The organism is Nonomuraea sp. NPDC049419, from assembly GCF_040676995.1.
Taxonomy (GTDB): domain Bacteria; phylum Actinomycetota; class Actinomycetes; order Streptosporangiales; family Streptosporangiaceae; genus Nonomuraea; species Nonomuraea salmonea.
On sequence record NZ_JBFAQB010000005.1, the window covers coordinates 492052 to 511470 of the forward strand.

21 protein-coding genes are annotated in these 19419 nt (G+C 71.0%); 13 read left to right on the plus strand and 8 right to left on the minus strand.

The genetic code is table 11. The features are described from left to right. Positions 1 to 15: 15 nt before the first annotated feature. The 3 genes from sodN (at position 16) to AB0K12_RS19490 (ending at position 1780) form a co-directional block, all read left to right on the plus strand. The gene (gene sodN / locus AB0K12_RS19480; protein WP_148442130.1) at positions 16 to 417 is read left to right on the plus strand and encodes a superoxide dismutase, Ni; all 402 of its coding nucleotides are present in this window, start codon (positions 16 to 18) and stop codon (positions 415 to 417) included. A 128-nt stretch (positions 418 to 545) separates the two neighbouring features. Further along, positions 546 to 983 carry an anti-sigma factor gene (locus tag AB0K12_RS19485; RefSeq protein WP_355414740.1) on the plus strand — a complete coding sequence of 146 codons (438 nt, stop codon included), beginning with the start codon at positions 546 to 548 and terminating at the stop codon, positions 981 to 983. A gap of 17 nt (positions 984 to 1000) precedes the next feature. Continuing rightward, positions 1001 to 1780, plus strand: a complete 780-nt coding sequence (locus AB0K12_RS19490) for an RNA polymerase sigma factor SigF (protein WP_171074665.1) — start codon at positions 1001 to 1003, stop codon at positions 1778 to 1780. Between the two features lie 44 nt (positions 1781 to 1824). Here the strand turns inward: AB0K12_RS19490 and AB0K12_RS19495 are convergent, their stop codons facing one another. Continuing rightward, positions 1825 to 2208 (minus strand): hypothetical protein, encoded by a 384-nt coding sequence (locus AB0K12_RS19495; RefSeq protein ID WP_364562598.1) that lies wholly within the window; start codon positions 2206 to 2208, stop codon positions 1825 to 1827. A gap of 90 nt (positions 2209 to 2298) precedes the next feature. Here AB0K12_RS19495 and AB0K12_RS19500 point away from each other — a divergent pair, with 90 nt between their 5' ends. Then, positions 2299 to 3264 carry a diacylglycerol kinase family protein gene (locus tag AB0K12_RS19500; protein ID WP_364562600.1) on the plus strand — a complete coding sequence of 322 codons (966 nt, stop codon included), beginning with the start codon at positions 2299 to 2301 and terminating at the stop codon, positions 3262 to 3264. 269 nt (positions 3265 to 3533) lie between these two features. After that, positions 3534 to 3788 (plus strand): WhiB family transcriptional regulator, encoded by a 255-nt coding sequence (locus AB0K12_RS19505; protein ID WP_345389576.1) that lies wholly within the window; start codon positions 3534 to 3536, stop codon positions 3786 to 3788. A 36-nt stretch (positions 3789 to 3824) separates the two neighbouring features. Here AB0K12_RS19505 and AB0K12_RS19510 read toward each other — a convergent pair whose 3' ends face one another. Further along, positions 3825 to 5294 carry a histidine kinase N-terminal domain-containing protein gene (locus tag AB0K12_RS19510; protein WP_355414746.1) on the minus strand — a complete coding sequence of 490 codons (1470 nt, stop codon included), beginning with the start codon at positions 5292 to 5294 and terminating at the stop codon, positions 3825 to 3827. A 58-nt stretch (positions 5295 to 5352) separates the two neighbouring features. On the opposite strand from AB0K12_RS19510, the gene AB0K12_RS19515 reads away from it, so the two are divergent. From AB0K12_RS19515 to AB0K12_RS19545, 7 genes are all read left to right on the plus strand, one after another. Further along, on the plus strand, positions 5353 to 5748 hold the full coding sequence (locus AB0K12_RS19515) for a hypothetical protein (protein WP_364562605.1): 396 nt from the start codon (positions 5353 to 5355) through the stop codon (positions 5746 to 5748). Then, the gene (locus tag AB0K12_RS19520; RefSeq protein ID WP_364376788.1) at positions 5745 to 6464 is read left to right on the plus strand and encodes a GntR family transcriptional regulator; all 720 of its coding nucleotides are present in this window, start codon (positions 5745 to 5747) and stop codon (positions 6462 to 6464) included. Before AB0K12_RS19515 ends, AB0K12_RS19520 begins: the two co-directional genes overlap by 4 nt. Positions 6465 to 6488: 24 nt before the next feature. Next, positions 6489 to 7202 carry a dethiobiotin synthase gene (locus AB0K12_RS19525; protein WP_364562609.1) on the plus strand — a complete coding sequence of 238 codons (714 nt, stop codon included), beginning with the start codon at positions 6489 to 6491 and terminating at the stop codon, positions 7200 to 7202. Positions 7203 to 7281: 79 nt separating this feature from the next. Next, positions 7282 to 8442, plus strand: a complete 1161-nt coding sequence (locus tag AB0K12_RS19530; protein WP_364562612.1) for a histidine kinase — start codon at positions 7282 to 7284, stop codon at positions 8440 to 8442. Beyond that, the gene (locus tag AB0K12_RS19535) at positions 8433 to 9089 is read left to right on the plus strand and encodes a response regulator transcription factor (protein WP_355414754.1); all 657 of its coding nucleotides are present in this window, start codon (positions 8433 to 8435) and stop codon (positions 9087 to 9089) included. The genes AB0K12_RS19530 and AB0K12_RS19535 overlap by 10 nt, the downstream gene beginning before the upstream one ends. Further along, complete coding sequence (locus AB0K12_RS19540; protein WP_364562616.1) at positions 9086 to 9877, plus strand: hypothetical protein; 792 nt, start codon at positions 9086 to 9088, stop codon at positions 9875 to 9877. The genes AB0K12_RS19535 and AB0K12_RS19540 overlap by 4 nt, the downstream gene beginning before the upstream one ends. Positions 9878 to 9936: 59 nt before the next feature. Beyond that, positions 9937 to 11583: an acetolactate synthase gene (locus AB0K12_RS19545; RefSeq protein ID WP_364562619.1), complete on the plus strand. Its 1647-nt coding sequence runs from the start codon at positions 9937 to 9939 to the stop codon at positions 11581 to 11583. Positions 11584 to 11587: 4 nt separating this feature from the next. Here the strand turns inward: AB0K12_RS19545 and AB0K12_RS19550 are convergent, their stop codons facing one another. After that, positions 11588 to 13243, minus strand: a complete 1656-nt coding sequence (locus tag AB0K12_RS19550; RefSeq protein ID WP_364562622.1) for a serine/threonine-protein kinase — start codon at positions 13241 to 13243, stop codon at positions 11588 to 11590. Positions 13244 to 13487: 244 nt separating this feature from the next. Between AB0K12_RS19550 and AB0K12_RS19555 the strand changes: the two genes are divergently transcribed. After that, positions 13488 to 13871 carry a hotdog domain-containing protein gene (locus AB0K12_RS19555; RefSeq protein WP_364562625.1) on the plus strand — a complete coding sequence of 128 codons (384 nt, stop codon included), beginning with the start codon at positions 13488 to 13490 and terminating at the stop codon, positions 13869 to 13871. On the opposite strand, the gene AB0K12_RS19560 is transcribed toward AB0K12_RS19555, so the two are convergent. The 5 genes from AB0K12_RS19560 to AB0K12_RS19580 all read right to left on the minus strand — a co-directional run bounded on the left by AB0K12_RS19560 (position 13861) and on the right by AB0K12_RS19580 (position 19413). Further along, a complete protein-coding gene (locus AB0K12_RS19560; RefSeq protein WP_345389604.1) occupies positions 13861 to 14073 on the minus strand; it encodes a biotin/lipoyl-binding carrier protein in 213 nt (70 codons plus the stop codon). The two genes, AB0K12_RS19555 and AB0K12_RS19560, sit on opposite strands and share 11 nt — an antisense overlap. A gap of 41 nt (positions 14074 to 14114) precedes the next feature. Then, positions 14115 to 15470: a biotin carboxylase N-terminal domain-containing protein gene (locus AB0K12_RS19565; protein WP_364562628.1), complete on the minus strand. Its 1356-nt coding sequence runs from the start codon at positions 15468 to 15470 to the stop codon at positions 14115 to 14117. Between the two features lie 132 nt (positions 15471 to 15602). Next, positions 15603 to 16895, minus strand: coding sequence for an HD domain-containing phosphohydrolase (locus AB0K12_RS19570; RefSeq protein WP_364562631.1), 1293 nt, complete (start codon positions 16893 to 16895; stop codon positions 15603 to 15605). Then, positions 16892 to 18247 (minus strand): HD-GYP domain-containing protein, encoded by a 1356-nt coding sequence (locus AB0K12_RS19575; RefSeq protein WP_355414767.1) that lies wholly within the window; start codon positions 18245 to 18247, stop codon positions 16892 to 16894. The genes AB0K12_RS19570 and AB0K12_RS19575 overlap by 4 nt, the downstream gene beginning before the upstream one ends. A 224-nt stretch (positions 18248 to 18471) precedes the next feature. Next, entirely contained in the window at positions 18472 to 19413 is a 942-nt protein-coding gene (locus tag AB0K12_RS19580; protein WP_364562635.1) for an NAD-dependent epimerase/dehydratase family protein, read from the minus strand. Positions 19414 to 19419: the final 6 nt, after the last annotated feature.

Here is a 19419-nt window from a genome sequence, read left to right on the forward strand (position 1 = left end):
AGGAAGGACTTTCTGATGCTCGCACGACTGCTACGACCCAAGCATGTCGCTTCCGCACACTGCGACCTGCCCTGTGGGGTCTACGACCCCGCTCAGGCCCGCATCGAGGCCGAGTCGGTCAAGGCGATCATGGAGAAGTACGCGGCCAACGAGGACCCGGTCTTCCGCGCCCGCGCCATCAAGATCAAGGAAGAGCGCGCCGAGCTGGTCAAGCACCACCTCTGGGTGCTCTGGACCGACTACTTCAAGCCCCCGCACCTGGAGCAGTACCCGCAGCTGCACCAGCTCTTCTGGGACGCCACGAAGCTGGCCGGCGCGGCCGGCGCCAAGGGCACCGTCGAGGTGGCCAAGGCCGAGGACCTGCTGGGCAAGATCGACGAAATCTCCAAGATCTTCTGGGAGACCAAGGCCGCCTAAAACGGCACATAAGGCTCTGTGCGGTCCCGTGCCGCGCAGAGCCTTTTCCGTTGATGGCGAGTCTGAATCGTCCAAGCACCGCTCAGGGGCGGTAAGTTGCAGTCAGCGGCGGATTCGCGAGGAGGAACGTGACCGAGGAAACCGAGACGCGCGCGGAAGGCGTGGCCGGCATCCGCGACGTGGTGAGCATCAGGCTCCCCGCGGCGAGTGCCTACCTGTCTGTGCTGCGTACGGCTACCGCCGGCCTGGCCGCGCGGCTTGACTTCACCCTGGACGAGATCGAGGACCTGCGCATCGCGGTCGACGAGGCCTGCGCCATGCTGCTCAGCGAGGCGGTGCCGGGCACCGACCTGACCGCCGAGTTCGAGCTGACGGGGCAGGAGATGCAGGTCAGAGTGGAGGTGACCACCGTCGGCAGCTCCGCGCCCAAACGCGATGACTTCGCCTGGATGGTCCTGACCGCCCTGGCCGACGACGTCGACGCGGTGACCGGCTCCCCCGACCGTATGGCGATCGTCCTGCGTAAGCGCCGAGGCGCTGCCCAGAATGCGGCGGGGCCGGCGTGACGGAAAGGACTGGAGCCATGGCCACCAGCGAACACGCCGTGCCCGACCGGGTGCGCGCCCGCATGCTCTTCGCCGAGCTGGCCGAGCTGGGCCCCGAGGAGCCGCGCCGCCAGCGCATCAGGGACGAGCTGGTCGAGCTTCACCTTCCCCTGGTCGAATACCTGGCGCGCCGCTTCCGCAACAGGGGCGAGTGGCTCGACGACCTCACCCAGGTCGCCACCATCGGTCTGATCAAGTCCATCGACCGGTTCGATCTCAACCGCGGCGTGGAGTTCTCCACCTACGCCACGCCCACCATCGTCGGCGAGATCAAGCGGCACTTCCGTGACAAGGGCTGGGCGGTTCGCGTGCCGCGCAGGCTGCAGGAGCTCAAGCTCTCGCTGACCAAGGCGATCAGCGACCTGTCGCAGCGCGAGGGGCGTGCCCCGACGGTGGCCGAGCTGGCCTCCTACCTCAAGATGACCGAGGAGGAGGTGCTGGAGGGGCTCGAGTCGGCCAACGCCTACTCCACGGTCTCGCTCGACGCGCCCGACTCTGGCGACGACGACGCGCCCGCGGTCTCCGACTCGCTCGGCATCGTGGACGAGTCGCTGGAGGGCGTCGAATATCGCGAGTCGCTCAAGCCGTTGCTGGAGCGGCTCCCGCCGCGCGAGAAGCGCATCCTGCTGCTGCGCTTCTTCGGCAACATGACGCAGTCGCAGATCGCCACCGAGCTGGGCATCTCCCAGATGCACGTCTCGCGCCTGCTGGCCCGCACCCTGGCCCAGCTGCGCGAGGGCCTGACGGCCGACGACTGACCGGGTTTTCCGCACCCGCCCGGCGCGACGTGCGGAAAACGCGGCTAACCGTCACCGTAGAGCGCGTGGGTGGTGGGAGGAGCGAGCAGCGTCACCAGCCCGGTCAGGGCCACCACGATCAGCGGGATGCCGAGCTGCGGCTGGTCCGACTGGATCAGCGTGACGGAGACCGGCAGCATGAAGATCTGGGTCAGCACCGCGGGCGACCTCCCCCACCGCTCCATCTTGAACAGCCCGCCCCAGGCCACCCAGAGCAGCCCGGCGCCCACCAGCAACCCGAAGACCGCCTCCGCCACGGCGGTGGTCATGTCGTCTGGCCTGCCTGTCAGGGTCTCCACGGCGACGAAGACGCCGAGCCCGAGCGCCACGAGGCCCTCGACGGCGACGACCGCGGCGGCGATGAGGAGGGTAAGCGGGCGACCGTTCACGGTCCGTACCCTACCTCCCGGGACGCGCGACGCGGGAAACAGGACGTTCGGCGGATAAGCCGGACAAGCTCCACCGGATACGCTGGCGACATGCGCGCCATGCTGCTGGTCAACCCCAAGGCCACGACCACGAACGCCCGTACGCGCGACGTGCTCATCCGCGCACTCGGGGCGGCCGTGGAGCTCGCCGTCGAAGAGACCCGCTACCGGGGTCACGCGGCGTCACTGGCGGCCACCGCCCGCGCCAAGGGCTACGACGTGGTGGCCGTGCTGGGCGGCGACGGCACGATCAACGAGACCGTCAACGGCCTGCTCAATCCCGTCGACGGCGGCGCGGCGCCGCCTCTCGACGACCCCAGCACCGGACGCCCTGGGCTGATCGTCATCCCCGGCGGCAGCGCCAACGTCTTCGCCCGCGCGCTCGGCCTGCCCAACGACCCGGTGGAGTCGACGGGCCAGGTGCTGGAGGCCCTCAGGGAGGGCCGGCGCAGGACCGTGGGTTTGGGGCAGGCCCTGTGGGAGGGCCAGAGCCGCTACTTCACGTTCTGCTCGGGCATGGGATACGACGCCGAGGTTGTACGGGCCGTGGAGGGCCTGAGGGGCACCGGCCGTAAAGCAACCCCCACACGGTATGTGAACACGGCTCTGAGGCACTATCTGGCCACGGACAAACGGCATCCGGCGATGACGGTGACCGGCCCTGGCATCCCGGTGGCCGGCGGGGTGTTCATGGCGATCATCTCCAACACCTCGCCCTGGACGTACGTCGGCAGCCGCCCCGTGCGTCCCACCCCGTGGGCGAGCTTCGAGACCGGCCTGGACCTCCTCGGCCTGCGCAGGATGAGCCCTATCACACTCGCACCGGTGATCAGGCACATCCTCACGGAGAGTGAGGCCCTTCCGTCCGGCCGGAACCTCGTCCAGCTCCACGACGAGGCCGAGTTCACGCTCACCGCCGACCGTCCTGTGGCCTTCCAGCTGGACGGTGACTACCTGGGCGAACGCGAGAGGGTGACGTTCCGGTCTACACCGAACGCGTTACAAGTTCTGGTCTAGCCGGTTACATTCGGTCATTGTGTGACGCATCCGACATCCATAACCGCCAAAACTTACCGCCAACCCCCTTGCGTGCACTCTGCGTGGCTGACAGGCTCAACCATGACGTCCGAACGTAGGACCTTTAACAACCCCAGGGTCCTCGACGGGCGGCGGGCAAGCCCGGTCCTCACAGGATGCGGGTCATTGTTCGCGCGAGTTAGTGAAACTCTTCACAAAGTAGCCGCACGGAGCCCGACCGAAGGCTCCATCTACTAAGGAGTGGACGCATGGACTGGCGCCACCGAGCTGCCTGCCGTGACGTGGACCCCGAGCTGTTCTTCCCGATCGGCAACACCGGCCCGGCACTCATGCAGATCGAAGAGGCCAAGCAGGTCTGTCGTTCCTGCCCGGCCGTCGATGCCTGCCTGAAGTGGGCCCTCGAGTCCGGCCAGGACGCCGGCGTCTGGGGCGGCCTGAGCGAGGACGAGCGTCGCGCGCTCAAGCGCCGCACCGCCCGCGCCCGTGCCCGCGCCACCGCCTGAAGACCTTCATAGTCTCCCCACCCTACGACGGCGCTGTCAGCAGGGCGGAAGCGGGATCGACAGAACGACCTCCGTGCCGCCTTCCAGGCGCGGCTCGACGGTGAGCCGCCCGGACAGCTCCCCTTCCACCAGCGTGCGCACGATCTGCAACCCCAGGCTGGTGGAACTGTCGAGATCGAAGCCGTCGGGCAGCCCGCGGCCGTCGTCCCAGACGGTCACGTTGAGCCGCTCGTGCGCGGACTCGACCATCACCTCCAGCCGCTTGGGCCGCCCATGCTGCAACGCGTTCTGCAACAGCTCGGTCAGCGCCATCGCCAGCGGGGTGGCGATCAGCGACGGCAGCACGCCGAACTCCCCCACCCGCCGCGGCGTGACCGCCACCTCGGGGGAGGAGACCTCGCCCGCCATGGCGATCACCCTGTCGGCGATCTCGTCGAAGTCGACGAACTCCTCCGGCGCGTGCGAGAGCGTCTCGTGCACGATCGCGATCGAGCCGACCCGGCGTACGGCCTCCTCCAGCGCCTCGCGGCCCTCCGGCACCTGAAGCCGCCTGGCCTGCAGGCGCAGCAGCGCGGCCACGGTCTGCAGGTTGTTCTTGACCCGGTGGTGGATCTCGCGGATGGTGGCGTCCTTCGTCATCAGCTCGCGCTCGCGCCTGCGCAGCTCGGTGACGTCCCTGATGAGGACGAGCGCGCCGATGCGGCCGCCGCCGACGATCAGCGGGATCGCGCGCAGCTGCACGATCGTGCCGCCCGACTCGACCTCCGTCTCCTTGGCCGCCCGCCCGCTGGCCACGATCATGAGGTCTTCGTTGATGGGCTCGTCGGAGTAGCAGAGCTGTGCGGTGACCCGGCCCAGCTCGGCACCCACCAGGTCGGCGTGCAGGCCGAGCCTGCGGTAGGCCGACAGCGCGTTCGGCGAGGCGTACGTGACGCGTCCGGCCCTGTCGAGCCTGAGCAGGCCGTCGCCCACGCGCGGCGAGCGCACCAGGATCGGCTCATCGCCCGAGAAGGGGAAGCGCCCCTCCGCCACCATCTGCGCCAGGTCGGAGGCGCTCTGCAGGTAGGTCAGCTCCAGGCGGGAGGGGGTGCGGGCCGAGGAGAGGTTCGTCGAGCGCTGGATGACCGCGAGGAAGCGGGCCTCGCCGTCCTCGACCGCCCGGCGTACGGGGATGGTCTCCTCCCTCACCGGCACGCCCGTGGACCAGTCGGGGTCGCCCTCGCGGCAGATGCGCCGCTCGTTCCATGCGGTGTCGATGAGCTGGCGCTCGCCCTTGGCCGCGACCGTGCCGACGATGTCGTCGTGATAGACCGTCGGGCCCGTCGTGGGGCGCATCTGGGCGATGGCGATCCAGCCGTTCTCTCCCAGCAGCGGCGCCCACAGCACGAGGTCGGCGAACGACAGGTCGGCCAGCAGCTGCCAGTCGGAGACCAGCGAGTGCAGCCAGTCGAGATCCGCTTCGTCGAGCGCGGTGTGGCGGGCTACGAGGTCGCTGAGAGTCGGCACGAGTGCATCATGCGTGCTTTCCCCCGCAACAACCAAACCGACCCCCGGGCAGGCGGGCATGTTTGACGACAAGGGTGACGGCATCGCCCACATAGTTGGACTTGGCACGAAATCTCATACTGTGAGAAGCGTCATACCGCCGAAGCCGCGAGCCACCGAGAACGAGCCGCTCCGCGACGATCCGGAGGTGATCCACACGAGCGCGACGTCCTCCCGGCACCGGCGCGACACGGCGCGCGAGCCCGTCTCGGTTGCGATCGCGCACACTGCTGTGGATATCCTTCACCATCAACCTGAGCTGCCCGGATCCGCGCGTGCCCACACCCGCACGCGCCCGGCGCCGGTCGGCCGCCGCGGCCCGCGGTTGACCACTCGGGCCGAAGTGAGTTCCGATGATCTCGCGGTGACCAGACACGCCCTCACCGCCGTGGCAGAAGTGAAGGTGAGAGCGTGAGCGACGACAGCCCCCGCGTGCCGAAGTACTACGACGTGAAACGGGCCCTGCTCGAACTCACCAAGACCCTCTCCCCCGGCACCGCGCTCCCGCCGGAACGCACGCTCGCCGTCCGGTTCGAGACCTCGCGCACCACCGTCCGCCAGGCCCTGACCGAGCTGGTCGTCGAAGGGCGGCTGCTGCGCATCCAGGGCAAGGGCACCTTCGTCGCGCAGCCCAAGGTGGCCCAGGTGCTGCAGCTCACCTCGTACATCGGGGACCTGCGCACCGCCGGCCTCGAACCCGACACCAAGATCCTCGAGATCGGCTACATCACCGCCGACGAGGCACTCGCCCGCCGCCTGGCCATCAACCCCGGCGGCCGCGTCCTGCGCATCCACCGCCTCCGCCTGGCCAACGGCGAGCCCGTCTCCATCGACACCACCCACCTGTCCGCCCGCCGCTTCCCCCGCCTGCGCCGCGAGCTCGAAGTGCACGCCTCCTTGTACGAGACGCTGCACAACGCCTACAACGTGCGCCTGACGGACGCCGAGGAGATCATCGAGACCGTCCTCGCCACCCCCTACGACGCCAAGGCCCTGGGCGTGGACGTCGGCCTCCCCATGCTCCTGCTCACCCGGCACGCCTTCGACGCCGACGGCAACCCGGTGGAGTGGGCCCAGAGCCTCTACCGCGGCGACCGCTACAAGTTCGTCACCCGCCTCCGCCGCCCCTGACCGCCCCTTCCCTACGCTTGAGTCATGAGCGTTCTCGTCGTCGCGGGTACCGGCAGCGGTGTGGGGAAGAGCGTGGTGACGGCGGCGGTGGCTGCGCTGGCCGTCGCTCGGAAAGCCGAGGTGGCCGTGGTCAAGGCGGCGCAGACCGGAGTCGGTGCCGGGGACGACGGCGACGTCGATCGGGTGATGCGGCTCTCCGGGGTCAGGACGACGTTCGAGCTGGGGCGGTTCCCCGACGCGTTGCCGCCCGCCGCGGCCGCTCGGGCCGCCGGGCTGCCGCCCGTGTCCATGACGGCGGCGGTCACCCTCGTGCGGGAGCTGTCGGAGAGCAACCGGCTGGTGCTCGTGGAGGGGACCGGCGGGCTGCTCGATCGCTACGACGAGGACGGCGCCACCGTGGCCGACCTCGCGCGTACGTTGCGGGCCCAGGTGCTCGTGGTGGTGAGCCCCGCCGCCGGCACGGTGAACGACACCGCGCTCACCCTGGAGGCGCTGGCGCATCGGGGGCTCGACCTCGCGGGGGTCGTCATCGGGCGGTGGCCTGCCGCGCCCGGGCTCGCGGAGCGCTCCGCCGTGGCCGACCTGGAGATGCTGGCGGCGCGGCCCCTGGCCGGTGCGCTGCCCGACGGGGCCGGTGCGCTGCCCGGGCCTGAGACGTTCCTGGACGTGGCCAGGCGTGGCCTCAGTGCCACGCTGGGCGGCGCCTTCGACCCGGCCCGCTTCCGCCAGACCGCCTGAAGGGTGGGGTTAGCTCTACCATCCACCGGCACACCAGGCCCATTTCGCGGCGCCGCCGCCGATCAATACCGTTGATGACATGAAAGTCCCCCGTCCCTGGTCGGCGCGTGCCTGGCTGGACACGGCGCACGTGATGGTGGGCCTGCCCGTGGCCATGCTGCTCGGCGCGCTCACGCTGGCCCTGGCCGTGGCGCCGCCGCTGCTGGTGCGGGCGGTCCCGAGGTTCACGGGGGTGCAGCGGTCGAGGTTCGAGGCGTTCCTGGGCTCCCGCATCCCGCCCGTACGCTCTCCTCCGAACCTGCGCGCCACCGCGACGTGGCGGCAGATCTGCTACCACCTGCTCTCCCCCTGGGTGAGCCTGGTGGGCGTGTTCCTGGTGGCGCTGGCGTGGGGTGGCGCCGTCGTGGGGCTGCTGGCGTTTCTGCCGCCCAAGCTGCAGCCGCCGCCGCTGGAGTTCGAGTTCGACCTCAGGGACGGCAAGGTCGTGTTCGTCTACATGCTCGTGGGCCTGAGCCTGGCGCTGCTCGCGCCGCTGCTGGCGCGCGGCATGGCGGTGCTGGACCTGTCGGTGGCGCGTGCGCTGCTCGGCCCGAGCCGCAGCGAGCTGGGCCAGCGCATCGAGACGCTGACCGAGAGCCGGGCCGGCGTGATCGACGCGGCCGACGCCGAGCGCCGCAGGATCGAGCGCGACCTGCACGACGGCGCCCAGCAGCGGCTGGTGTCGCTGGCGATGAACCTGGGCCTGGCCAGGGCGACGCTGACCGACCTGCCTGACCCGGCGCGCGAGGCCATCGAGCAGGCCCACGAGGAGGCCAAGCAGGCGCTCAAGGAGCTGCGCGACTTCGTCCGCGGCCTGCATCCGGCGGTGCTCAACGACCAGGGCCTGGACGCGGCGCTGTCGGGCGTGGCGGCCCGCGCGCCGTTCCCGGTGAAGCTGCGCGTGGACATCGAGCGTCGGACGACGCCGACGATCGAGGCGGTGGCGTTCTTCATCGTGTCGGAGGCGCTGACGAACATCGCCAAGCACGCGGCGGCCACCAAGGCCGAGGTGAGCGTGCGGCGGGAGCGAGACCGCCTGCATCTGCTCGTGTGGGACGACGGCTGCGGTGGTGCGAGGATGGACGGCGGCACCGGGCTGCGCGGCCTGGCCCAGCGGGTCGACTCCGTGGACGGCGCCCTGCGGCTGTCCAGCCCGCTCGGGGGACCGACGACGATCGAGGTGGAGCTGCCGTGCGAGTAGTGCTCGCAGAGGATTCCGTGCTGCTGCGCGAGGGGCTGATCCGGCTGCTCGACGCGGCCGGCATGCAGGTGGTGGCGGCCGTTGACGAGGCCGAGGGGTTACTGCGCGCGGTCGAGGAGCATCAGCCCGAGCTGGTCATCACCGACGTGCGCATGCCGCCCACGCACACCGACGAGGGCCTGCGCGCCGCGCTGGTGCTGCGCCGCCAGCAGCCGAAGCTGGCGGTGCTGGTGCTCTCGCAGTACGTCGAGGAGCGCTACGCCGCCCAGCTGCTGGCCTCGGCCGCGACCGGCGGGGTCGGCTACCTGCTGAAGGACCGGGTGGCCGACGTGGCGGAGTTCATCGACGCGCTGCGCCGAGTGGGGCAGGGCGGCACCGCGCTCGACCCCGAGGTGGTCTCTCAGCTGCTGCTGCGCGGCAACAACGACCCGCTTGAGCGCCTGACGCCGCGCGAGCACGAGGTGCTCCAGCTGATGGCGGAGGGCCGCTCCAACGCGGGCATCGGGCAGGCTCTGGTGCTCAGCGAGGGCGCGGTGGGCAAGCACATCGGCAACATCTTCACCAAGCTCGACCTGTCGCCGGCCGAGGGCGACCACCGGCGGGTGCTGGCGGTACTGCAGTTCCTGAAGATCAGGAGCCTGCCGTGAGAGCGGTCTGGCTGATGGCGGGCGCGGTGGCCACGGTGATCGCGCTGACGATCTCGACGGCCGTGCTCTGGCGGGGGTTCGCGCGGGCGCGCACGCCGACGGAGGTCACGATGCGCTCGATCCCGTTCGAGGGCGAGAGCCTGCGGGTGAAGGCCGGCAAGGGCAGGGTCGGCCTGTACGTGCTGCCGGGCAAGGCGGGCGAGCTGCTGCTCGAGCGCTCGCTGCGCTGGACCAGGGACCGCCCGACGGTGACGGAGGAGTGGGACGCCGGCTCCCGCACGCTCCTGCTCGACGCGGTCTGCCCCGGAGGCGACCAGCCCGACGGGCCGTTCTGCCACGCCGACTACACGTTGTTCGTGCCGCCGGAGACGAACCTCGACGCGAGCACCAGGGGCGGGGGCCTGGCGGTTTCCGAGCTGTTCGGCGACGTACGCCTGACCTCCGTGTCGGGTGACCTCGACGTGCACGCCGTCGCGGGCGACCTGTGGGCGCGCACGGGCACGGGCAGCGTGGACGCCGACGACCTCGGCGGGCAGCGGGCCGACGTGGAGGTCGGCACCGGTGACCTCGACCTGCGCTTCGCGGAAGCGCCGTCGCAGGTCAAGGCCGTCGTCCGCACCACCGGCGACGTGATGGTGAACGTGCCGCCGCAGGCGGGCCGCAGCCGCACGTACGACGTCACCGCGACCGGCACCAACACCACGGTCGACGTCCGGCAGGCCCCCGGCTCCCCCAAGACGATCGTCGCGACCACCGAGGACGGCTTGGTCACGATCTGTTGCCAATGACCGATCAACGCGTCGGTCGAGACCTGTTTACTCGGGTGACTGGTTGGTAAGTTCCCGGCATGGAGTCTGCGAAGCACGCCGGTGACGCCGCCGTCGCCGTGTCCAAGGCCTATGGCGTCGAGACGATGTTCACCCTGTCGGGAGGGCACGTCTTCCCCCTCTACGATGGCGCGGTGCACGAGGGCATGCGCATCCTCGACGTACGCCACGAGCAGAGCGCGGTCTTCGCCGCGGAGGCGACCGCCCGGCTGACCAGGAGCCCCGGTCTGGCCGTGCTGACGGCGGGCCCCGGCATCACCAACGGGGTGAGCGGCGTGGCGACGGCCCACTTCAACGGCTCACCGGTGGTGGTGCTCGGCGGCCGGGCGCCCCAGTCGCGCTGGGGCAGCGGAGCGCTCCAGGAGATGGACCATCCGCCGCTGCTCGACCCGATCACGAAGCTGGCGTTCACGGCGAGCGCCGCCGACTCGGTCGGGCAGGACGTCGAGGTCGCCTTCCGTACGGCGGTGGCGCCGCATCGCGGGCCCGTCTTCCTCGACTTCTCCATGGACCACCTGTTCTCGCCGTCCCCGGTGCACGAGGTGCGCACACAGACGCCGTCCCCCCTGGAGCCCGACCCCGACGACCTGGCGAGCATCGCGCGCCTGCTGGCCGAGGCCGAGCGTCCGGTCCTGGTCTACGGCTCCGACGTCTGGATGGACCGCGCCGAGGAGGCCGCCCGCGACTTCGCGGAGACCTGGCGGCTGCCGGTCATCCCCAACGGCCAGGGCCGCGGCATCCTGCCCGCGGGCCACGAGCTGCTGGCGACCAGGGCGAGGGGCATGGCGTTCGGCCAGGCGGACCTGGTGATCGTGGTGGGCACGCCGCTCGACTTCCGGCTCGGCTACGGCTGGTTCGGCGGGAAGGACGGCGCGCCGCTCGCCAGGGTGGTGCACATCGCCGACGCGCCCTCGCAGCTCGCCACGCACATGCAGCCGGCCGCGTCCGCCGCCGGTGACCTGTCGGTGGTGTTCTGGAGCCTCGGCACGGCGTGCGGGGAGGCGGGGGTCAAGCCCGACGCGTACGCGTCGTGGGTGACGAAGCTGTCCGACGCGGCCGCGGCCACCGTGGCGGGCGACGCGGAGCTGCTGGCCGCCGGCTCCGACCCGATCCATCCCATGCGCATCTACGGCGAGCTGGCCAAGGTCCTCGACGACGACGCCGTGGTGATCGGCGACGGCGGCGACTTCGTCTCGTACGCGGGCAAGTACGTCGAGCCGAAGCAGCCGGGCAACTGGCTCGACCCCGGCCCGTACGGCTGTCTCGGCACCGGCCTCGGCTACTCCATCGCCGCCCGCCTGGCCAGGCCGTCCTCACAGGTCGTGCTGCTGCTCGGCGACGGCGCCGCGGGCTTCTCGCTGATGGACGTCGACACCCTGGTCCGCCACAAACTGCCCGTCGTCATGATCTGCGGCAACAACGGCATGTGGGGCCTGGAGAAGCACCCCATGCAGCTGCTGTACGGCTACGACGTGGCCGCCGAGCTGCAGCCGCAGTGCCGCTACGACCAGGTGGTGACCGCGCTGGGCGGCGGCGGCGAGCTGGTGACCAAGCCGTCGGAGATCGGGCCGGCGCTGCGCAGGGCGTTCGACTCGGGGCTGCCGTACATGGTGAACATCGCGACGGACCCGCAGGTCGCCTACCCCCGCAACACCACGGGGGTCTGAGCCGTCACTGGTTCTTGGAGGGCGTGGGGGTCGGCGTGGGGCTGGGCGGCGGTTCGTCCTCGGGGCAGGCGCTGTCGACGATGACGAGCACGACCTCCGTGCCCTTCGCCACCGCCTTGCCCGGGCCTGGCGTGGTCTGCTTGATCCGGCCGCAGCGCCGCCCGTCGGTGGTGGTGGTGCGGTCGTCGACGCGGGGCGTGAGCCCGGCCGCCTCGATCATGCTCTGACCTTCGAGGAAACGCTTGCCGACCACGTTGGGCACCGGCACCTTCTTGTCCGTCGGGGTGCTGGTGGGCGTCTTCGACGGCGTGGGGCTGCTGGACGGCTTGGTGGTGGGCGTCTTGGTGGGCTCCGGGGTGGTCTTCGTGACCGAGGGCCTGGGGGTGTGCGGCCGGTTGACCGTCTGCTCCCGGGTCGGCTCCGGCTCGGGCTCCTCGGTGACCTCTGGCTCCTTGGTCGTCGGCTTCGGGGGCTTGCTGGTCTTGGGCTTGCCCTCCTTGCCGTCGCCCGCGTTGGCCTGGGGGGCGATGGACTGCGTCGGCTCGGCCGGTGTGGTGGCGATGCCGCTCAGGGCGACCGCGCCGGCGCCGGCGCCGAGCACGACGGCCGCCGCGATGCCGGCGACCAGCCCGGTCCTGCGCGGCGCCTTCGCGGCGCGCCTGCTCCCGCCGCGCCGCTCGGACAGCGCGGTGTCCTCGTGGGCCATCCGGGCGCCGGTCTGGTAGGGGTCGGTGTCGCGCTGCTGGTAGGAGTGGCCGGCCTGCTGGTACGCCTCCGGCGGCGGCGCCATCGTGGCCCCCGTGGCGGGCGTGCTGGAGGGCGGCTCCGGCAGGGCGGCCGGGGTGTGCCCGCTGGCGATCGCCCTGGCGGCCTCGCTCATCGCGCGCGCGTTGGGGTAGCGCCTCGCCGGGTCCTTCGACAGGGCGATGTCGACGAGCGTGCGCACCGACTGCGGGATGTCCTGCGGCAGCGGCGGCGGCGCCTCGCGGATGTGCTTGAGCGCGATCGTGACCGCGCTGTCACCGTCGAAGGGGCGCTGGCCGACCAGGCACTCGTACGCGACGACGCCCAGCGCGTAGATGTCCACGGCGGGCGTGACGGGAGCGCCTTCGGCCTGCTCGGGGGCGCAGTAGGCGGCGGTGCCGAGCACCATGCCGGCGTCGGTGAGCCGGCTCGCGATGTCGGAGCGCGCGATGCCGAAGTCGGTCAGGACGAGCGTGCCGTCGCGCTGCACGAGCAGGTTGCCCGGCTTGACGTCGCGATGCACGATGCCCTGGTCGTGGACGGCCTGCAGAGCCGATGCGGCCTGCGCGATGAGCTCCATGGCCGCCTGCGGCGGGATGCGGCCCAGCCGGGCGAGCAGCCGGTCGAGCGGCTCGCCGTCGACGAACTTCATCACCAGGTAGACGGTGTCGCCGCTGACGCCGTAGTCGTAGACGTCCACGACCCCGGAGTGGTTGATGGTGGCCATCGCCCGCGCCTCCCCCTGGAAGCGAGCGACGAAGCCGGGGTCCTGCATGCGGCCTGGGAGCAGCACTTTGACGGCGACGGTGCGGGCGAGGACGGTGTCCTCACCTCGCCACACCTCGCCCATGCCACCGGCGCCGATGCGGGTATCCAGTCGATACCGCCCCGCCAGCGTCGTCCCTTGGGCCACCATGATTCCCCCGCTACCCCCCTACGTCCGAAACCTCTCCCACCCCGCGGATCTCCAACAAAGCGAAGTTTTGTCGCGGTGAGGTAACACAGTGGTCACGGAACTCAGAGAGTGTACGACTCACCTGTCCCACATGCCACTCAAATGCCTCAAGCCGTACAAAGCCTATCCTGAGGCCTTGCAGCCGCACTTGTCCGCGTTTCCCGGGAAGTCAACAGGCCCATTCCACCACCCGTAGGCTGACCCCATGACGCTCGCACCAGGCCTGCGCGCCCAGCTCCCGACCGTGGTCGAGATGGCCGACACCGCCAAGGAGATCGGCAGCGGCGACGTGCCGGTGCTGGCCACGCCCAGGTTGCTCGCCCTCGCGGAGGCCGCCACCGTACGCGCCGTCGCCAGGCACCTCGCGCCGGGCGAGACCTCCGTCGGCACCCGCGTCGCCCTCGACCACCTGGCCGCCAGCCCGCTGGGCGCCCGCGTGCAGGTCGGCGTCGAACTGACCGAGGTCGACGGGCGGCGGCTGATCTTCGCCTTCGAGGCGCACGACGAGCGCGGCTCCGTGGTGGGCAAGGGCACGATCGAGCGCGTCGTGGTCGACCGTGCCAGGTTCCTCGCCCGCGCTACTCGATGACCGCGATCAGGTCGCCTTCCTGGATCACGTCTCCCTCGGCGACCTTGAGCTGCGCCACCACGCCGTCGTCCTCGGCGATCACCGGGATCTCCATCTTCATGGACTCGAGGATGACGAGCGTGTCGCCGTCGGAGACGGTGTCGCCCTCTTTGACGACCACCTTCCACACGTTCGCCACCATCTCAGCGCGTACCTCAGCCACCGGGACTCCCCTCTTTCACTGAACCAACAATCTCATGGGCCTCAGGCGCGCATCCGCGCGACCAGGCCGGTGTCGTAGTCGCCGGTGGCGAACTCCGCGTTCTCCAGCAGCTCCGCGCAGAACGGCAGGTTGTTCTTCGGGCCTTCCACAACGAACTCCGCCACCGCCTTGCGGCCCTTCTCCAGCGCCTCTGCCCGGTCCGAGCCGTATACGCACAGCTTGGCCATCAGCGGGTCGTAGAACGGCGTGACGGTGTTGCCCGCCGTGTAACCCGAGTCGACGCGGACGCCGTCGCCCTCCGGCTCGTCCCAGGCCGTGATCGTGCCGGGGCCGGGGAAGAACCGCTTGGGGTCCTCGGCGTAGACGCGGAACTCGATCGCGTGGCCGCGCGGCTCGGGCCGCACCTCGGGGCTCTCGCCCGCCGCCACCCGCAGCTGCAGCTCGACCAGGTCGAGGCCGGTGACCAGCTCGGTGACCGGGTGCTCCACCTGGAGCCTGGTGTTCATCTCCAGGAACACGAAGTCCTGGGCGTCGGCGTCGACCAGGCACTCGACCGTGCCCGCGCCGACGTAGCCGACCGTCTCGCCGGCCCGCACCGCCGCCGCCAGCATGCGCTCGCGCAGCTCGGGGCTGATGCCGGGCGAAGGAGACTCCTCGACGACCTTCTGGTGGCGGCGCTGCACCGAGCAGTCACGCTCGCCCAGCGCCACGACCCTGCCGTCGGGCAGGCCGAGGATCTGCACCTCGACGTGGCGGGCCCGCGCGATGTAGCGCTCGAGCAGCACGGCGGGCCCGTCGAGCGCGTCGCCGGAGAACCTCGCCGCCGCCCGCGCGGCCTGCTCGTACGCCTTGGCCAGCCCCTCGTCGTCGTAGGCCACGCTCATGCCGATGCCACCGCCGCCGCCGGCGGTCTTGACCATGACCGGGTAGCCGATCGACTCGGCGGCCTTCAGCGCCAGCGACAGGTCGGTCACCGGCTCGCGGGTGCCCGCCGCGACCGGCACGCCGGCGGCCTCCATGAGGTTACGGGCGTTGATCTTGTCGCCCATCTTGTCGACGGCCTCGGGCGACGGCCCGATCCACACCATGCCGGCCTCGATCACGGCCCTGGCGAACGCGGCGTTCTCGGCGAGGAAGCCGTAGCCGGGGTGGACCGCCTTCGCGCCGGTCGCCCGCGCCGCCTCCAGCACCCTGGCGACGTCGAGGTAACTCTGCGCCGGGTTGGCCGGTCCGAGCAGCACGGCCTCGTCGGCCTCGCGGACGAAGGGCAGGTCGGCGTCGGCCTCCGAGTGGACCGCGATGGCACGCAGGCCCAGCTGCTTGACCGTGCGGATGATCCGCCGCGCGATCTCCCCTCGGTTGGCGATCAGAACAGGTCCGAGCGTCTCAGTAAGCACGCCGACCACCCTACGGCCGCCGACGCCCTGACCCCTTTCCCCCGAAACCACCGATCCAGCCAGCGCGATCTGTAGGAACCCCACAAAAGTGAACGCCCGGAAACCCCCGCGGCGTACGCGCGGCTATAGACGCTAGATCCGGCCGCGGTCGATCACGCGAGCCAGCGCCTCCACCGCATGAGCATCGTACGCGCTCCCCGCCGACAGGCGGATGCGCTCCAGCGCCGCCCCGCTCCTGTCGCGGTCGGTCGAGGGCCCCACCAGGTCGTCGTAGGCGTTGGCGACCTTGATGATGCGGCTCGACAGCGGCGGGTCGTCGGCGATCGCGTCGCACTGCCTGCTGACCACCTCGGCCACCCGGTCGAGCACGCCGGTCTGCCTGATGACCTCGGCGCCCAGCTCGGCGATGCGGCGGGCCTGCTCGGGCTCGGTCAGCACGGTCGCGCCGCCCGGGATGGGGTCGCGCAGCGAGAGCTGGCCGATGTCGTGCATGAGCGCGGCGTACTCCAGCTCCAGCAGCTCAGGCTCGGCCATGCCCAGCTCCCTGCCGACGGCCACGGCCAGGCGGCTGACCCGGCGCGAGTGGCCCGGCTCGACGTAGCCGCCGACCTCGGTGACCCTGGACAGGGCGCGCACGGTCTGCAGGTAGGTGGCGCGGATGCCGGCGTACTTCCGGAAGGCCACCTGCGTGACCAGCAGCGGCGCGGCGAACACCAGCAGCGCCACCAGGTCCATGCTGTGCGTGGCGAGCGCGAGCAGCACGCCCGACGAGCCCACGGCGGCGCCCAGCGGAAAGGCCATGTTGAGCTCGTCGCGCACGGCCACCCTGAACGCGGTGCGCACCTGCTCGGCCCGCAGCAGCGCGGCGATCAGCACGTCGATGAGCAGCGTGATCGTGATGAGCGTCACCATCACCGCGAGCGCCGGCCACCAGGTGCTCGTGGGCGGCTTGGTGAGGTGGAAGAGCGGGTCGGCGAGCGGCCGGAACGCGAAGGCCAGCAGCGCGCCGGTGAGCAGCCGGCGCGCCATCGCGTCGAGGCGGGGCGGCCGGCCCACGGCGAGGTGCGGCAGCGCCCCCGCCAGCATGCCCACCGCGATCACCGCCACGACCTGCAGCGCCGAGTGGCGCAGCTGGTTCTGGCTGAGGTCGAGCAGCAGCGTGTAGCCCAGCGCGGCGGCGGCGCCGATGGGCGCCACCTCCCTGTTGCCCGGCATGGTCAGCCTGGCCAGCTCGCCGACCGCGATCAGCGCGCCGAACCCGACCGCGATCTCCGGCTTGTCCAGCCCTTGAGCCGCGGTGTACGCCACGCCGGTCAGCGCGACCAGCCCGGCCGCGCAGATGAGCAGCAGCTGCCCCGAGTCGAGCCTGCGCAGGACCTTGTGCAGCGAGCGGTCCCGCGGCCTGACGCGTTCGGTGGTGATCATGGCCCGGTCACGACCTGGATGGGCATGGTCGGGTCGTCGTGGTCCTTGATCTGCGTCTCGGCGACCTCGGGGGGCGGCGGGTCGACCCGGCGCGGCGGCTGCCACGGCTCACGCTCCAGCGCGCGGATGAACGCCGCCACCATGACGGGGTCGAAGTGCGTGCCCGCGCTCCTGCGCAGCTCGTCGAGCGCCACCGGCACCGGCCGCGCCCCCCGGTAGGAGCGGTCGGAGGTCATCGAGTCGAACGCGTCGGCCACCGCGATGACCTTGGCGAACTCGGGGATCTCGTCGCCCGCCAGGCCCATGGGGTAGCCGGTGCCGTCGTGGCGCTCGTGGTGGTGCATGATCCCGGCGTACGCCTCGTCGAGGAAGCCGATGCCGCGCACGATCTCCAGCCCCCGCATCGGGTGGAGCTGGATCGCGGCGAACTCCTCCTCGGTCAGCGGCCCGTCCTTCTGCAGCACCTTGGTGGGCACGCCGAGCTTGCCGACGTCGTGCAGCATGCCGGCGTAGCGGATGGCTCGCACCCGCTCGTGGCCCATGCCGATCTCCTGCGCGATCATGGACGAGGCGTGCGACACGCGCGTGCAGTGACCGCGGGTGTAGTAGTCCTTGGTCTCGACGGCCTGGCAGAGCGCGGCGATCGTGGCGTCGTACGAGCGCTGCTGTGCGTGATACTGCCCGAACGCCCACCGCGCCACGAACAGCGGCACCAGCACCAGCACCGCCGAGATCGACGCCACCGTGGCCCACAGCCCGGCCACGAGCAGCCCGAACGTGCCGTAGCCCAGGTAGGACAGCAGGAACTGGGCCATGCCCCGGCGCGGCATCTCGGTGGCCCGCACGTGCGTGGCCAGCCCGATCATGGTGAGCGTGAGTGCGATGTTGAGCGGCACGAAGACGGCGGTGGCGGCGACGTACGGGCCGATGAGGTCGTCGAAGGCGTTGACGTCGGGCACGCCGACCCGGCCGTCGAGCGCCTCGTAGACCCGCCCCGCGGTGTAGCCGCAGATGGCGAACTGCGCGCCGTTGAACAGCCGCTTGACCAGCGGCAGGCCAGGCCGGACGCTGACCATCGCGGTCAGGCCGACCAGCGCCGCCCCCTCCGGCCCGATCAGCACCACGGCCGCCAGCGAGGCGGAGAAGCTGACGGACACGGCGGTCTGCTCCATGTTGAGCAGCGTCGGCATCGACTCGCAGACCAGGAACAGCAGGGCGAGCACCAGGAGGATGTCAAGGTCCTCCGTGGCCACGGGCGCGCCGGACACGATCACGCCGCGAACAATGAGAGCGGCCGCCGCACCGATCACGGCGACCAGATAGACCCTTGCGGGCCACGGCAGATCACGCATGGCGGCCCCCCATAGTTATCAGGTCCAGGACACCCCAGGTGGCACCACGCCGCCGCTCATGAGCACGACCACAGGGGCGATCAGCACGAGGGCGGTGAGCAGCCGGGCGACCGTAACCTTCGACATCCACATGCCTCCACGTCGACTTGTGGGATTCACGCTACAGAAGACGGGGTGGCCGCATGGGGAGAGTCGGAAATCGCAAGCAAAGCGTAATCAAGTCACTACTTGCCGCGACGCGTGGCGGCCCACTCGACCGTCTTCTTCACCCCGGTCGCCAGGTCGACCCTGGGCTGCCAGCCGAGCCCCTCGTGGGCCGGCACCGGGTCGACCGCCATCGCGGGCAGGTCGCCGGGGCGCGGCGGCGCGAAGCCTGGCTTGTCCTGGGCGCCCGCGGCGTCGGCGATGAGCGAGTGCAGGCGGCGGTCAGTGGTCTGGATGCCGGTGCCGAGGTTGAAGCGGCGGCCGTTGCCCTCGGGCCCGCACGCCCGCACGAAGCCGTCGACCACGTCTTCGACGTAGACGTAGTCGCGGGTCTGGGTGCCGTCGCCGAAGACGACCGTGGGCCGGCCGGTGAGCAGCGCGTCGGTGAAGATGGAGACCACGCCCGCCTCGCCCTCGGGCGCCTGGCGGGGGCCGTAGACGTTGGACAGCACCAGCGTGGTGTATTCGAGGCCGTAAAGAGCCTTGAACGTGGCGAGGTAGATCTCGCCGCTCAGCTTCGAGGCCGCGTACGGCGAGCGCGGATCGGTCGCCGCGTCACCCGGCACCGGGATCGTGGCAGGACGCCCGTAGACGGCCACCGACGAGGCGAACACCACCTTGCGCGTGCGCCCCTCGTGGGCCGCGGCCAGCACCGCGGCCGTGCCCTCGACGTTGAGCCTGGCGTCGTGCGCCGGGTCGGCCACGCTCTTGCGCACGCTGATCTGCGCGGCCAGGTGGCAGACCACCTCCGGCTGCAGCTCGGTCATCAGCTCCACGAGCGCGCGGTCGCGGATGTCCATCTCGTGCAGCCGGAACCGGTCGGCGGCCGCGGCCCCGGCCAGATTGTCGCGACTGCCGGACGACAGATCGTCGACCACATCGACCTCATGGCCGTCGGCCAGCAGGCGATCGACGAGATTCGATCCGATGAACCCGGCACCACCGGTGACCAACACGCGCATGAAGTG